Consider the following 13,456-nt stretch of genomic DNA (forward strand, 5'->3'; position numbering starts at 1 on the left):
AAGATCATGGCACAAGTCATTAATACAAACAGCCTGTCGCTGTTGACCCAGAACAACCTGAACAAATCTCAGTCTACCCTGAGTTCTGCTATTGAGCGTCTGTCTTCCGGTCTGCGTATCAACAGCGCGAAAGATGACGCTGCGGGTCAGGCGATTGCTAACCGCTTTACATCTAACATCAAGGGTCTGACTCAGGCTTCTCGTAACGCTAACGACGGTATCTCCATTGCGCAGACGACGGAAGGCGCACTGAACGAAATCAATAACAACCTGCAGCGTGTTCGTGAACTGACTGTTCAGGCAACTAACGGCACGAACTCCGATAGTGACCTGACCTCTATCCAGAACGAAATCACCCAGCGTCTGAACGAAATTGACCGCGTTTCTGGTCAGACTCAGTTCAACGGCGTGAAAGTACTGGCTCAGGACAACACCCTGAAAATCCAGGTTGGCGCTAACGACGGCGAAACCATCTCCATCGACCTGAAAAAAATCGACACCCAGAGCCTGGGCGTGTCTGACTTCCGTGTGAATGGCGCGCAGAAAGCTACTGCCAGCGATCTGATCTCTAAGTTCGGCGCGACCGGTACTGATAACTATAAAGCCACCGTTGGCGGTGCTGCCGATACAGACGTTACTGTTGATATTAAATCCCAGGCAGTTAAAGCGGGTGCTAATGCTCTGTATGTCAGTGCTGCGGATGGTAGCCTGGTAACAACGGCTACAACAGCGAACACTGCTTCTGCTGTTTATACTGCGGGTGCGCTCCAGAATGACAGCGCTGAGAGCCTGGCGGTATTAGGTGCGAATGCGAAAGTGGGCGATACGTTCACTTTCGACGGCATGGAATTCACCAAAAAAACCGAAGGTGCAGCCGGTCCGGAATTTGGTAACGGTACTTACACCGCGAAAGTTGATGGTAAAACCGTTACTTTCACCATCGCTGCTGCGAGTGATGATGCTGGTGCTGATGCAACAGTTCAGACAGATGTTGCTCTGTACGCCTCTCAGAACGGAACATTAACGACTAGCGCAACAACAGCTAACAAAGCGGCTACGTTGACTGACCTGCAGAATGCAAATGCAACCAAAACAGGTAGCACGCTGAAATCAAGCGGTGCGACTTATGACGTTGATATTGATGGTAATGTAACTAACGGTACAGGTGTTAATAAGAAAACCATGTATATCACTACCGATACCAAAGGTAGCGCTAAACTGGTTAACGAAGACGTGGCGAAAGCCAGCACCAGCACTGAAGATCCGCTGGCGGTGATCGACGCTGCGCTGGCACAGGTTGACGCCCTGCGTTCTGACCTGGGTGCGGTACAGAACCGTTTCGATTCTACCATCACCAACCTTGGCAACACCGTTAACAACCTGACTTCTGCACGTAGCCGTATCGAAGATGCTGACTACGCGACCGAAGTGTCCAACATGTCCAAAGCACAGATCCTGCAACAAGCAGGTACTTCTGTCCTGGCACAGGCTAACCAGGTTCCGCAGAACGTCCTGTCTCTGCTGCGTTAATTCACGCTTCTCTTATAAACCCCGCTCTGGCGGGGTTTTTTCGTTCTGGCTTTACCGGTAACCCCTAAATAACCCCTCATTTCACCCACTATTCATCCGATTAAAACCCCTGCAGAAACGGATAATCATGCCGATAACTCATTTAACGCAGGGCTGTTTATCGTGAATTCACTGTATACCGCTGAAGGTGTAATGGATAAACACTCGCTGTGGCAGCGTTATGTACCGCTGGTGCGTCACGAAGCGTTGCGCCTGCAGGTGCGTTTGCCCGCGAGCGTAGAACTGGACGATCTGCTACAGGCGGGCGGTATCGGGTTATTGAATGCAGTTGACCGATATGACGCTCTGCAAGGAACGGCATTTACCACTTACGCAGTGCAGCGTATTCGTGGGGCGATGCTGGATGAACTACGCAGCCGTGACTGGGTGCCGCGTAGTGTCCGGCGTAATGCCCGCGAAGTGGCACAGGCGATGGGGCAACTGGAACAGGAATTAGGACGCAACGCGACGGAAACCGAGGTCGCGGAGCGACTGGCGATTCCTGTAGAAGAATATCGTCAGATGTTGCTTGATACCAACAACAGCCAACTCTTCTCCTATGACGAGTGGCGGGAAGAGCATGGCGATAGTATCGAGCTGGTGACAGAAGAACACCAGCAGGAAAACCCGTTACAACAGCTCCTTGAGAGCAATTTGCGCCAGCGCGTGATGGATGCCATTGAAGCACTTCCGGAACGTGAACAACTGGTGCTCACGCTCTATTACCAGGAAGAACTCAATCTCAAAGAGATTGGCGCGGTTCTGGATGTCGGGGAGTCACGGGTCAGCCAGTTGCACAGTCAGGCCATAAAACGGTTACGCACGAAGCTGGGTAAGTTATAGCGAACGACGTTGTCGGCGCTGAAAAATGCCGCACAACGTATTGACTACCAGGAGTTCTCATGACGGTGCAGCAATCAAAAAGACGGCCTCTAAGCCGCTACCTCAAAGACTTTAAACACAGCCAGACGCATTGCGCCCATTGCCACAAGTTGCTTGATCGCATCACGCTGGTGCGTAAAGGGCAGATCGTCAATAAAATCGCCATTTCCCGCCTCGACACCCTCATGGATGAAGCCGCCTGGCAGCAGGAGCAGAAAGAGTGGGTGGCACTATGCCGTTTCTGCGGCGATCTACACTGCAAGACGCAGAGCGATTTCTTCGACATCATTGGTTTTAAACAATTTTTGTTTGAACAAACCGAAATGAGCCACGGGACCGTACGCGAGTATGTCGTTCGTCTGCGTCGTCTCGGTAATCATCTCAGCGAGCAGAAAATTTCTCACGATCTGCTTAAGGACGGTTACCTTGATGAAAATCTGGCGCCGTGGCTGCCGGAGACCAGCACCAACAACTATCGCATCGCACTGCGTAAGTACGCGCAATACAAAGCGCATGCTCGCCCCGAGCAGCAACAGAATTCCTCCCTCCGGATGACTTCTGATATATATTAAAAATGAATAAGATGTAGCAGAGTGGTTTATGTCGTTACCCATAAACGCTCTACACTACGGGCATTCATAACAACATTCGGGGTAAATATGAAATTAGCACTTCTGGGACGCCAGGCGCTGATGGGCGTGATGGCAGTGGCTCTTGTCGCGGGAATGAGCGCCAAAACGTTTGCAGATGAAGGTCTGCTGAAGAAGGTAAAAGATCGCGGCACGTTGCTGGTGGGGCTGGAAGGCACCTATCCGCCGTTCAGTTTCCAGGGCGATGACGGTAAATTAACCGGCTTTGAAGTGGAGTTTGCCGAAGAGCTGGCGAAGCATCTGGGGGTTAAAGCCACGCTGAAACCGACCAAATGGGACGGGATGCTGGCCTCCCTGGACTCTAAACGCATCGATGTGGTGATAAACCAGGTCACCATCTCTGACGAGCGTAAGAAGAAATATGATTTCTCTACCCCTTATACCGTTTCCGGTATCCAGGCGCTGGTGAAAAAAGGCAATGAAGGCGCGATTAAAACCGCAGCCGATCTGAAAGATAAGAAAGTGGGCGTGGGTCTGGGTACCAACTATGAAGAGTGGTTGCGTCAGAACGTGCAGGGCGTTGACATCCGGACTTATGATGATGATCCGACAAAATATCAGGATCTGCGCGTAGGACGTATCGACGCCATTCTGGTGGATCGTCTGGCGGCGCTGGATCTGGTCAAAAAAACCAAAGACACGCTGGCGGTCACTGGTGAAGCGTTCTCCCGCCAGGAGGCTGGCGTTGCGGTGCGTAAAGGCAACGGAGACCTGCTGAAGGCAGTGGACGCAGCGATTGCCGAAATGCAGAAAGACGGCTCGCTGAAGGCGCTATCTGAGAAGTGGTTTGGCGCAGACGTAACGAAATAGTCCGAACGATAAGAAAAAAAGGCGCTTTAATCAGCGCCTTTTTTATTTCATACGTTTGAACGTGCATAATAAAAAGAACATCACAACAATGAATAACCGGAGGCTTTATGCCACTGCACAACCTGACACGCTTTCCGCGCCTGGAATTTATCGGCGCGCCAACGCCGCTGGAATACCTGCCGCGCTTTTCTGACTACCTGGGACGGGATATTTTCATCAAGCGCGATGACGTCACCCCCATGGCGATGGGCGGCAACAAGCTGCGCAAGCTCGAGTTCCTGGCCGCAGATGCCCTGCGTGAAGGCGCTGATACGCTGATCACGGCTGGCGCGATTCAGTCTAACCACATGCGTCAGACGGCAGCGGTCGCCGCGAAGCTGGGTCTGCACTGCGTGGCGCTGCTGGAGAACCCCATTGGCACCACGGCGGAAAACTATCTCACGAACGGTAACAGGCTGCTGCTGGACTTGTTCAACGTGCAGGTCGAAATGTGTGATGCGCTAAACCAGCCGGACGCGCAGTTGCAGGAACTGGCGACCCGCGTCGAAGCGCAGGGGTTTCGCCCCTACGTTATACCGGTTGGCGGTTCAAACGTGCTGGGCGCATTAGGCTATGTCGAAAGCGCACTGGAGATTGCTCAACAGTGTGAAGGCGCGGTGCAACTCTCTTCCGTGGTGGTGGCGTCTGGCAGCGCGGGAACGCACGCCGGGCTGGCGATTGGCCTGGAACAACTGATGCCGAATGTGGATCTGATTGGTGTAACCGTTTCGCGCAGCGTAGCCGATCAAAAACCGAAAGTCGTGGCGCTGCAACAGGCTATCGCCAGCGAACTGGAGCTGACAGCGGCGGCGGAGATTTTGCTGTGGGATGATTACTATGCCCCGGGCTACGGCACGCCAAATGACGAGGGGATGGAAGCTGTGAAGCTGCTGGCGCGTCTGGAGGGGATCCTTCTCGACCCGGTCTATACCGGAAAAGCGATGGCCGGACTGATTGACGGCATCAGTCAGAAACGCTTTAAAGACGAAGGCCCGATTCTCTTTATCCATACTGGTGGGGCGCCCGCGCTGTTTGCCTACCATCCACACGTGTAATTTTCGGATAAGCTCATGCAAGAAAGTATCCAACTGGTTATTGATTCCCTGCCGTATTTGCTCAAAGGGGCGGTGTTTACGCTGCAGCTAAGTATTGGCGGGATGTTCTTCGGTCTGCTGCTGGGGTTTATCCTCGCGCTGATGCGCCTGTCGCCGCTGCTGCCTCTGCGCTGGCTGGCGCGTTTCTATATCTCTATTTTTCGCGGTACGCCGCTTATCGCCCAACTGTTTATGATCTACTACGGTCTGCCGCAGTTTGGTATTGAGCTGGATCCGGTGCCGTCCGCAATGATTGGCCTGTCGCTCAATACGGCAGCCTATGCCGCGGAGACGCTGCGTGCGGCGATTTCATCGATTGACAAAGGACAGTGGGAAGCGGCTGCCAGTATCGGGATGACGCCGTGGCAGACAATGCGTCGCGCGATTTTACCGCAGGCTGCCCGGGTGGCGCTGCCGCCGCTGAGCAACAGCTTTATCAGTCTGGTGAAAGACACGTCGCTTGCGGCCACCATTCAGGTGCCAGAACTGTTCCGTCAGGCGCAGCTGATCACGTCGCGCACGCTGGAGGTTTTCACTATGTATCTGGCGGCATCGTTGATCTACTGGATCATGGCAACGGTGTTGTCAACCTTGCAAAACCACTTTGAAAATCAACTGAACCGCCAGGAGAGAGAGCCGAAATGAGTGCGATCGACGTAAAAAACCTGGTCAAGAAATTCCATGGGCAGACGGTGCTGCACGGCATCGATTTACAAGTGCAGGCGGGGGAGGTGGTTGCGATCATCGGTCCCAGCGGGTCGGGAAAAACGACGCTGCTGCGCAGTATTAACCTGCTGGAACAACCGGAAGCGGGTACAATCACCGTGGGTGACATCACCATTGATACGGCACGTTCACTGAGTCAGCAACGGACGCTTATCCGCCAGTTGCGTCAGCATGTTGGCTTCGTGTTTCAAAGCTTCAATCTCTTTCCCCACCGCACGGTACTGGAGAACATCATTGAAGGTCCGGTTATCGTGAAGGGCGAAGGCAAAGAAGAGGCGATAACACGGGCGCGGGAACTGCTGACGAAAGTGGGTCTTGCCGGGAAGGAAACCAGCTATCCGCGGCGCTTGTCAGGCGGTCAGCAGCAACGCGTAGCGATCGCCCGTGCGCTGGCGATGCGTCCGGAAGTGATTCTGTTCGATGAACCGACCTCTGCGCTCGATCCTGAACTGGTAGGTGAGGTGTTGAGTACTATTCGCCAACTGGCGCAGGAAAAACGCACCATGGTGATTGTGACCCATGAAATGAGCTTTGCCCGTGATGTTGCGGACCGGGCGATATTTATGGATCAGGGACGCATTGTGGAGCAGGGGCCGGCCAAAGCGCTATTTGCCAATCCTCAGCAGCCGAGAACGCGTCAGTTCCTTGAGAAGTTTCTGCTGCAATAATCGGTTTGCTTTCACTCGCCCGGGATTATCCCATTTCGGGCGAGTGAGATGCATAAATAGTAATATCTTATGCATGATGATGAGCTCAATTCCCTGGGTAAAATATGCTTCTTGAAACAACGCTCAAGTAATTGGTTCCCTGACCGATATTTTATATATCTATCGTATGCTTATGTGATAGGTTATTTCTTACATTAAAAATGATTATCACTCTCAAGGGCGCGAATACTGAGTATGCAGGATTTAGATTTCTTTACCTGGCGACGGACGATGTTGTCACGCTTTCACGAAATGACACGTGCACAGGACGTTTACAGCGAATTACAACAGCAGACGCAATTGCTGGAATTTGATTATTACGCGCTCTGTGTCAGGCATCCGGTTCCGTTCACGCGTCCTAAAATTTCCCTTCATACCACTTATCCCGATGCGTGGGTTTCGCAATATCAGGCGGAAAACTATTTCGCGATTGATCCGGTACTGAAGCCAGAAAACTTCATTCAGGGACATCTGCCCTGGAATGACGCCTTATTCAGTGACGCCCAAACGATGTGGGATGCTGCCCGTTCGCATGGACTACGCAAAGGGGTCACGCAATGTCTCATGCTGCCGAATCGCGCGCTGGGTTTTCTCTCGGTATCACGGTCGAGCCTGCGAAATACGTCGCTTGCGGGCGACGAGGTGGAATTGAAACTGCAGTTACTGGTGCGTGAAAGCTTAACGGTTCTTTCCCGACTCGAAGATGAAATGGTGATGGCGCCGGAAATGCGCTTTAGTAAAAGAGAAAAAGAGATTCTGAAATGGACGGCTGAGGGGAAGACCTCATCTGAAATCGCGATGATTCTGTCGATATCTGAAAACACCGTTAACTTTCATCAGAAGAATATGCAGAAGAAGTTCAACGCGCCGAATAAGACGCAGATTGCGTGCTATGCCGCGGCGACCGGGCTTATCTGAAACAATAAACGTTCTGCGTGGCAGACGATAAACCGGCTGAAAGCGTTGCTCTCAGCCGGTTTTTCTTTACTGACGGTAAGCTTGTTTAATTTGCTTAACGGTGCTGGAAAATACTGCAGCCTGCGCGTCGTCTTCGACCAGCGCGATCTGTTTTTCCATTTTTAGAATCACGCGGCCCGCGTCGGCCTGGCCCATTGCTTGCAGCATCAGCGTTAACAGCGCCTTCAGGCAGGTGACTTCATTAGCCAGTTCTTGATTATTCTCGGCAGTGGAAAAATCAGGCGTACTCATTTATTTTCCTCGTAATGTTTCAGTAAAAATGTGCGATGGTAAATGTTAAGGCCGCGGAGTATACCATAAGCTGAGGAAAAAATAGCAGTGGTTGTTTTTTGATCGGAAATCACACCAGAGCAGTTAAATTAAACAACAGCATAAGAAGTCTCTATTTTCCTCATTTATTGTTTATTCCGAGTATTTTACTCGTTAATTATTGTTACAAACTTGCCCGTCTATTTAGCATTTAGGCGAGAGAAAGCGAGTTTTTGTCACTATTGTGAAACCTCGTTCCCGAAATAGCGGTTGTAACTGGCTGTTCTTAGCGTGAGTTTCCACGAAGCGTACAGACTAATTTCCAAAAACGAGAGCAAAATCGGGAACCGGACGTTTTTTACGTTTTAAAGTTGAGATAAAACCCGCTAATATAGTGACGATCCACTATCAGTAGCGTTATCCCTATTCTGGAGATATTCCTTTGATCAACGTTCTTCTTGTTGATGACCACGAACTGGTGCGCGCAGGGATACGACGCATTCTTGAAGATATAAAGGGTATAAAAGTTGTCGGTGAAGCAGGTTGCGGTGAGGATGCCGTAAAATGGTGTCGCGCCAACACCGTCGACGTCGTGTTGATGGACATGAACATGCCCGGTATTGGTGGCCTTGAGGCCACGCGCAAAATTGCGCGTTCAACCGCCGATATTAAAGTGATTATGTTGACCGTTCACACGGAAAACCCGTTGCCTGCAAAAGTGATGCAGGCCGGTGCCGCAGGCTACCTGAGTAAGGGCGCTGCGCCTCAGGAAGTGGTAAATGCTATCCGCTCGGTTTATTCCGGGCAGCGATACATCGCTTCTGACATCGCCCAGCAAATGGCATTAAGCCAGATTGAACCAGAAAAAACGGAAACCCCGTTTGCCAGTTTGTCTGAGCGTGAATTGCAGATTATGCTGATGATCACCAAAGGTCAGAAGGTAAATGAGATTTCAGAGCAATTGAATCTCAGTCCTAAAACGGTGAACAGTTATCGCTATCGTATGTTCAGTAAACTAAACATTCATGGTGATGTTGAGCTGACTCACCTGGCAATTCGCCATGGCCTGTGTAATGCGGAGACGTTAACAAGCCAGTGAGCGATCAGTTTGACGCGAAAGCGTTCTTAAAAACCGTAACCAGTCAACCCGGCGTTTATCGCATGTACGATGCTGGTGGTACGGTAATCTATGTGGGCAAAGCGAAAGACCTGAAAAAACGGCTTTCCAGTTATTTCCGCAGCAACCTGGCTTCGCGTAAAACCGAAGCACTGGTTGCGCTCATTCGGCAAATTGATGTGACGGTGACGCACACCGAAACGGAAGCGTTGCTGCTTGAGCACAACTACATCAAGCTGTATCAGCCGCGGTACAACGTGCTGCTGCGTGATGACAAATCCTATCCCTTTATCTTTCTCAGCGCGGATACGCATCCCCGGCTGGCGATGCATCGTGGGGCTAAACATACCAGGGGTGAATATTTCGGCCCGTTTCCCAACGGCTATGCCGTTCGTGAAACGCTGGCGCTGTTGCAGAAAATTTTCCCGATTCGTCAGTGTGAAAACAGCGTCTATCGCAATCGCTCCCGCCCGTGCCTGCAATACCAGATCGGCCGTTGCCTGGGCCCTTGTGTTGAAGGCCTGGTGAGCGAAGAAGAGTACGCCCAGCAGGTTGACTACGTCCGGTTGTTTTTATCCGGCAAAGATGACCAGGTCTTAACCCAACTGATCGCTCGGATGGAGAAAGCCAGCCAAAATCTGGCGTTTGAAGAGGCCGCGCGTATACGCGATCAGATCCAGGCCGTGCGACGGGTAACGGAGAAACAGTTTGTTTCCAACGCGGGCGACGATCTGGATGTGATCGGCGTCGCGTTCGATGCCGGAATGGCCTGTGTACACGTACTCTTTATTCGCCAGGGGAAAGTGCTGGGTAGCCGCAGTTATTTCCCGAAAGTGCCGGGAGGGACTGAACTGGGCGAAGTGGTTGAGACCTTCGTCGGGCAATTTTATCTCCAGGGCAGCCAGATGCGCACATTGCCTGGCGAGATCCTGCTGGATTTCAATCTGGACGACAAAACGCTGCTGGCAGATTCGCTCTCTGAACTGGCGGGGCGTCGTATCAATGTGCAGACCAAACCCCGCGGCGATCGCGCGCGTTATCTGAAACTGGCGCGAACCAACGCCGCCACGGCGTTGACCACGAAACTCTCTCAGCAGTCGACCATTACCCAACGGTTGACGGCGCTGGCAACCGTACTGAAACTGCCAGCAGTAAAACGGATGGAATGTTTCGATATCAGCCACACGATGGGCGAGCAGACGGTAGCATCCTGCGTGGTCTTTGATGCGAACGGGCCGTTGCGTGCAGAATACCGACGCTACAATATCACTGACATCACGCCGGGCGATGACTATGCGGCAATGAATCAGGTACTGCGTCGCCGGTATGGTAAAGCCATCGAAGAAAGTAAGATTCCGGATGTGATTCTGATCGATGGCGGAAAAGGGCAACTGGGGCAGGCGAAGGCCGTTTTCGCTGAGCTGGAAGTCCCCTGGGATAAAAATCACCCTCTGCTGTTAGGGGTTGCAAAAGGCGCTGATCGTAAAGCCGGTCTGGAAACGCTGTTCTTTGAACCCGAAGGTGAGGGATTTAGCCTGCCGCCGGATTCACCGGCCCTGCATGTGATCCAGCATATCCGCGATGAATCACACGATCATGCTATTGGCGGTCATCGTAAAAAACGGGCGAAAGTGAAAAACACCAGTACGCTGGAGACCATCGAAGGCGTTGGACCGAAGCGTCGCCAAATGTTGTTGAAATATATGGGCGGTTTGCAAGGATTACGTAACGCCAGCGTTGAAGAAATTGCAAAAGTGCCGGGTATTTCGCAAGGACTGGCAGAAAAGATCTTCTGGTCGTTGAAACATTGAGTCCGCTGTAGCAACATAGGGGTAAATTCTCTGACAACAGATAGTTACCCGTCACTATGCAATTTAATATTCCAACGTTGCTTACGCTGTTTCGCGTCATACTTATCCCATTCTTTGTCGTGGTGTTTTATCTGCCCTTCACCTGGGCGCCGTTCGTCGCTGCGCTGATCTTCTGTATCGCTGCGGTGACCGACTGGTTTGACGGCTTTCTGGCGCGTCGCTGGAACCAGAGTACGCGTTTTGGCGCGTTTCTCGACCCGGTTGCAGATAAAGTGCTGGTGGCAATTGCGATGGTATTGGTGACCGAGCACTATCACAGTTGGTGGGTGACGCTGCCAGCGGCCACGATGATCGCACGAGAAATTATCATTTCTGCGCTGCGTGAATGGATGGCGGAACTGGGTAAGCGCAGCAGCGTGGCGGTCTCCTGGATTGGCAAGGTCAAAACCACCTCGCAAATGGCGGCGCTGGCCTGGCTGCTGTGGCGTCCGAATATCTGGGTGGAGTACGCGGGTATTGCGCTGTTCTTTGTCGCTGCGGTCCTGACACTGTGGTCAATGTTCCAGTATTTGAACGCCGCTCGCGGGGATTTGCTTGATCAGTGATCGTTTCGCCGTAAATTTCAGCAAACGAGCCTAAGTGGCGAAAAATATCGTTGACTCATTGCGTCAGGTAAGTAGAATGCAACGCATCGAACGGCAGCACGAATTGCCAGACGATAATAAAATCAAGTGATTAACGATTTACTTGATGATGCGGGAATAGCTCAGTTGGTAGAGCACGACCTTGCCAAGGTCGGGGTCGCGAGTTCGAGTCTCGTTTCCCGCTCCAGATTAAGACATCGGCAATTGCGGATGTCAGTCGTAAGACTAAGATTTAAGGCGCGTTAGCAAAGCGGTTATGTAGCGGATTGCAAATCCGTCTAGTCCGGTTCGACTCCGGAACGCGCCTCCACTTTCTTCCCGAGCCCGGATGGTGGAATCGGTAGACACAAGGGATTTAAAATCCCTCGGCGTTCGCGCTGTGCGGGTTCAAGTCCCGCTCCGGGTACCATGGGAAAAGACAGAATAATCAAAGCAATAAGCAGTGTCGTGAAACCACCTACGGGTGGTTTTTTTGTGCCTGAAATTTGCCTCCAGATTGTCTTGTAACCCTCTGTGGGTCGTCATTTCATGGACGAGAGTTCTTGGTGTGTTGCGCTGAAACCGAACGCGTTTTCTGTATACTGATCTCCAGTCTACTGATTCGTAGTGAGGGAATAATGTTAAGCATTGAAGCTAAGCGCAAAAGAGAAGCACTTTTCAGGAATTACGCGAGTAATGTAGATTTTGTGCTTAACACGCCGCTTCATGAGCAAAGAAGAATCTGGGAAGAAGGGGCGGTGAATGTTCCGTTACCCAAAAATGTCAGCACAGATCCTATCAATGAAGAGGGAATATCAGCGGAATGGGTGCGACATTCGCAGGCTGAAAAAAAGAAAGTCATTCTGTATCTTCATGGTGGAGGTAACAGTCAGGGATCCAATATCACACACAGGAAACTGGTTGGACATATTGTCTGTTGTTCAAAAGTGAATGCCCTCACGCTCAACTATTCATTAGCGCCTGAAAATCCCTTTCCCACTGGTTTGATGGATGTCAAATATGCCTGGCAATGGCTATTAGCGCGAGGGTATCGGCCTGATGAGATCATTCTCGGCGGTGATTCAAGCGGCGGTGGTCTGGTTTTATCTCTGCTTTTGCTCCTGAAACAAGAAAATTCTCCGTTACCGAATTCAGGTTTCTTGTTATCTCCTATGCTTGATTACACCTTATCGGGTAACAGCATTTCTTCCTGTGCAGATAAGGACCCGCTGATTTTTATTGAGGATTTGCGGCAAACCGTCGCATATTATTGTTCTGAAGATGAAACATCGAATCCCCTGGTTTCCCCCCTTTATGGCGATCTGACAGGACTTCCTCCCCTACTGATACAGACGGGAAGCGATGAACTACTTCTTGATGACTCGAAGCGCCTGGCAATACAGGCGACAGAGTCGGGTGTCAACGTTCAAATTGAAGTGTGGGAAGGTTTGTGGCACGTATTCCAGTCATCCGCCGGAAAAATACCGGAAGCAAGCCGGGCGATAAGCCGAATCGCATCCTTTATCCATTCGCAGACGCTTGAAATGCTGTAGGTGCGGCTTAATGCAAACAATCAATATAGTGCAAAGTCAGTATTAATTTAAGCTCAGTAGAGATATAAGAATTATCTCTGCCTTATTTAACAAGTAAAATATAAAAACTAAATAGTGCCGTTACAAATAAAAAATATATATACATTTTACATTTTCCCTACTATATTTAGCGAGATTGATTTCTGCTTCTTTTTCTGAGGTAATGGAATCATTTACTGTTTCGATAGTGTTTAAGCCTTTAATGTATGACCATTAATCTGAATCTTACAGTTTCAGGGGGGGCTGTACATTTAATTTTATGCTCTGCGTCTTTTGCATGACGTAAGGAGATAGTGTTTCTCGTTGAAAATAAAGGGAGTTACTGGCTGATTAAATTTATTTTAAATAAATCGGAATAATGGGATTTATATTCCAATTATCTTAATTGGTAAGGCGGTACTCCATTTTGATGGCTTAGTATTCGTTAAATATCACTTAATAAAAAGATTGTGTAATGGTTCTGTCGGGAATCATTAGCAGGGAAATGTTATTTCAGGAGCCTCGAAAGGAATATTGCCGCGACTCCGGAAATAAACACGCTTGATCTGGAGGACTGACAAGTGACGCAAAGGAAATTGAAACAATTATTATTAGCTGCATCAGGCTGTG

At 50.6% G+C, this 13,456-nt stretch carries 14 protein-coding genes and 3 tRNA genes; 15 read left to right on the plus strand and 2 right to left on the minus strand.

Annotated features, from left to right (window positions below):
* Positions 1–6 precede the first annotated feature (6 nt).
* From KE671_RS12905 to sdiA, 8 genes are all read left to right on the plus strand, one after another.
* Positions 7–1,530 (plus strand): flagellin, encoded by a 1,524-nt coding sequence (locus KE671_RS12905; RefSeq protein WP_206163274.1) that lies wholly within the window; start codon positions 7–9, stop codon positions 1,528–1,530.
* Positions 1,531–1,692: 162 nt separating this feature from the next.
* Entirely contained in the window at positions 1,693–2,412 is a 720-nt protein-coding gene (locus tag KE671_RS12910; RefSeq protein ID WP_042318303.1) for an RNA polymerase sigma factor FliA, read from the plus strand.
* Between the two features lie 59 nt (positions 2,413–2,471).
* The gene (gene fliZ / locus KE671_RS12915) at positions 2,472–3,023 is read left to right on the plus strand and encodes a flagella biosynthesis regulatory protein FliZ (RefSeq protein WP_206163275.1); all 552 of its coding nucleotides are present in this window, start codon (positions 2,472–2,474) and stop codon (positions 3,021–3,023) included.
* 87 nt (positions 3,024–3,110) lie between these two features.
* On the plus strand, positions 3,111–3,911 hold the full coding sequence (gene tcyJ / locus KE671_RS12920; RefSeq protein WP_206163276.1) for a cystine ABC transporter substrate-binding protein: 801 nt from the start codon (positions 3,111–3,113) through the stop codon (positions 3,909–3,911).
* A 107-nt stretch (positions 3,912–4,018) separates the two neighbouring features.
* Positions 4,019–5,005 carry a D-cysteine desulfhydrase gene (gene dcyD, locus KE671_RS12925; RefSeq protein WP_206163277.1) on the plus strand — a complete coding sequence of 329 codons (987 nt, stop codon included), beginning with the start codon at positions 4,019–4,021 and terminating at the stop codon, positions 5,003–5,005.
* A gap of 15 nt (positions 5,006–5,020) precedes the next feature.
* Positions 5,021–5,689, plus strand: coding sequence for a cystine ABC transporter permease (tcyL, locus tag KE671_RS12930; RefSeq protein ID WP_206163278.1), 669 nt, complete (start codon positions 5,021–5,023; stop codon positions 5,687–5,689).
* Positions 5,686–6,438 (plus strand): L-cystine ABC transporter ATP-binding protein TcyN, encoded by a 753-nt coding sequence (tcyN, locus tag KE671_RS12935; RefSeq protein ID WP_206163279.1) that lies wholly within the window; start codon positions 5,686–5,688, stop codon positions 6,436–6,438. The genes tcyL and tcyN overlap by 4 nt, the downstream gene beginning before the upstream one ends.
* A gap of 234 nt (positions 6,439–6,672) precedes the next feature.
* On the plus strand, positions 6,673–7,395 hold the full coding sequence (gene sdiA / locus KE671_RS12940) for a transcriptional regulator SdiA (protein WP_206163280.1): 723 nt from the start codon (positions 6,673–6,675) through the stop codon (positions 7,393–7,395).
* Positions 7,396–7,461: 66 nt separating this feature from the next.
* On the opposite strand, the gene KE671_RS12945 is transcribed toward sdiA, so the two are convergent.
* Both KE671_RS12945 and KE671_RS23070 read right to left on the minus strand, forming a co-directional pair.
* Positions 7,462–7,686 carry a DUF2594 family protein gene (locus KE671_RS12945; RefSeq protein WP_042318315.1) on the minus strand — a complete coding sequence of 75 codons (225 nt, stop codon included), beginning with the start codon at positions 7,684–7,686 and terminating at the stop codon, positions 7,462–7,464.
* A 19-nt stretch (positions 7,687–7,705) separates the two neighbouring features.
* Positions 7,706–7,753, minus strand: a complete 48-nt coding sequence (locus KE671_RS23070) for a hypothetical protein (RefSeq protein ID WP_418656714.1) — start codon at positions 7,751–7,753, stop codon at positions 7,706–7,708.
* A gap of 393 nt (positions 7,754–8,146) precedes the next feature.
* On the opposite strand from KE671_RS23070, the gene uvrY reads away from it, so the two are divergent.
* The 7 genes from uvrY to KE671_RS12985 all read left to right on the plus strand — a co-directional run bounded on the left by uvrY (position 8,147) and on the right by KE671_RS12985 (position 12,808).
* On the plus strand, positions 8,147–8,803 hold the full coding sequence (gene uvrY, locus KE671_RS12955; protein WP_178823572.1) for a UvrY/SirA/GacA family response regulator transcription factor: 657 nt from the start codon (positions 8,147–8,149) through the stop codon (positions 8,801–8,803).
* On the plus strand, positions 8,800–10,632 hold the full coding sequence (gene uvrC / locus KE671_RS12960; protein WP_206163282.1) for an excinuclease ABC subunit UvrC: 1,833 nt from the start codon (positions 8,800–8,802) through the stop codon (positions 10,630–10,632). Before uvrY ends, uvrC begins: the two co-directional genes overlap by 4 nt.
* Before the next feature lie 56 nt (positions 10,633–10,688).
* Entirely contained in the window at positions 10,689–11,237 is a 549-nt protein-coding gene (gene pgsA, locus KE671_RS12965) for a CDP-diacylglycerol--glycerol-3-phosphate 3-phosphatidyltransferase (protein ID WP_042318323.1), read from the plus strand.
* Between the two features lie 150 nt (positions 11,238–11,387).
* A tRNA-Gly gene (locus KE671_RS12970) sits at positions 11,388–11,463 on the plus strand.
* A 49-nt stretch (positions 11,464–11,512) separates the two neighbouring features.
* Positions 11,513–11,586, plus strand: a tRNA-Cys gene (locus tag KE671_RS12975).
* A gap of 12 nt (positions 11,587–11,598) precedes the next feature.
* Positions 11,599–11,685 (plus strand) — tRNA-Leu (locus KE671_RS12980).
* Between the two features lie 208 nt (positions 11,686–11,893).
* Positions 11,894–12,808, plus strand: coding sequence for an alpha/beta hydrolase (locus KE671_RS12985; RefSeq protein ID WP_206163283.1), 915 nt, complete (start codon positions 11,894–11,896; stop codon positions 12,806–12,808).
* The last annotated feature ends 648 nt before the right edge of the window (positions 12,809–13,456 follow it).

The sequence above is a fragment of the Citrobacter amalonaticus genome (assembly GCF_018252635.1).
Lineage (GTDB): Bacteria > Pseudomonadota > Gammaproteobacteria > Enterobacterales > Enterobacteriaceae > Citrobacter_A > Citrobacter_A amalonaticus_E.

Coding starts and splice junctions, on each gene's coding strand:
- fliZ (WP_206163275.1), top strand. CDS start 2,472: ATGACGGTGCAGCAATCAAAAAGACGGCCTCTAAGCCGCTACCTCAAA.
- sdiA (WP_206163280.1), top strand. CDS start 6,673: ATGCAGGATTTAGATTTCTTTACCTGGCGACGGACGATGTTGTCACGC.
- dcyD (WP_206163277.1), top strand. CDS start 4,019: ATGCCACTGCACAACCTGACACGCTTTCCGCGCCTGGAATTTATCGGC.
- tcyN (WP_206163279.1), top strand. CDS start 5,686: ATGAGTGCGATCGACGTAAAAAACCTGGTCAAGAAATTCCATGGGCAG.
- tcyJ (WP_206163276.1), top strand. CDS start 3,111: ATGAAATTAGCACTTCTGGGACGCCAGGCGCTGATGGGCGTGATGGCA.
- KE671_RS12905 (WP_206163274.1), top strand. CDS start 7: ATGGCACAAGTCATTAATACAAACAGCCTGTCGCTGTTGACCCAGAAC.
- pgsA (WP_042318323.1), top strand. CDS start 10,689: ATGCAATTTAATATTCCAACGTTGCTTACGCTGTTTCGCGTCATACTT.
- KE671_RS12945 (WP_042318315.1), bottom strand. CDS start 7,686: ATGAGTACGCCTGATTTTTCCACTGCCGAGAATAATCAAGAACTGGCT.
- KE671_RS12985 (WP_206163283.1), top strand. CDS start 11,894: ATGTTAAGCATTGAAGCTAAGCGCAAAAGAGAAGCACTTTTCAGGAAT.
- tcyL (WP_206163278.1), top strand. CDS start 5,021: ATGCAAGAAAGTATCCAACTGGTTATTGATTCCCTGCCGTATTTGCTC.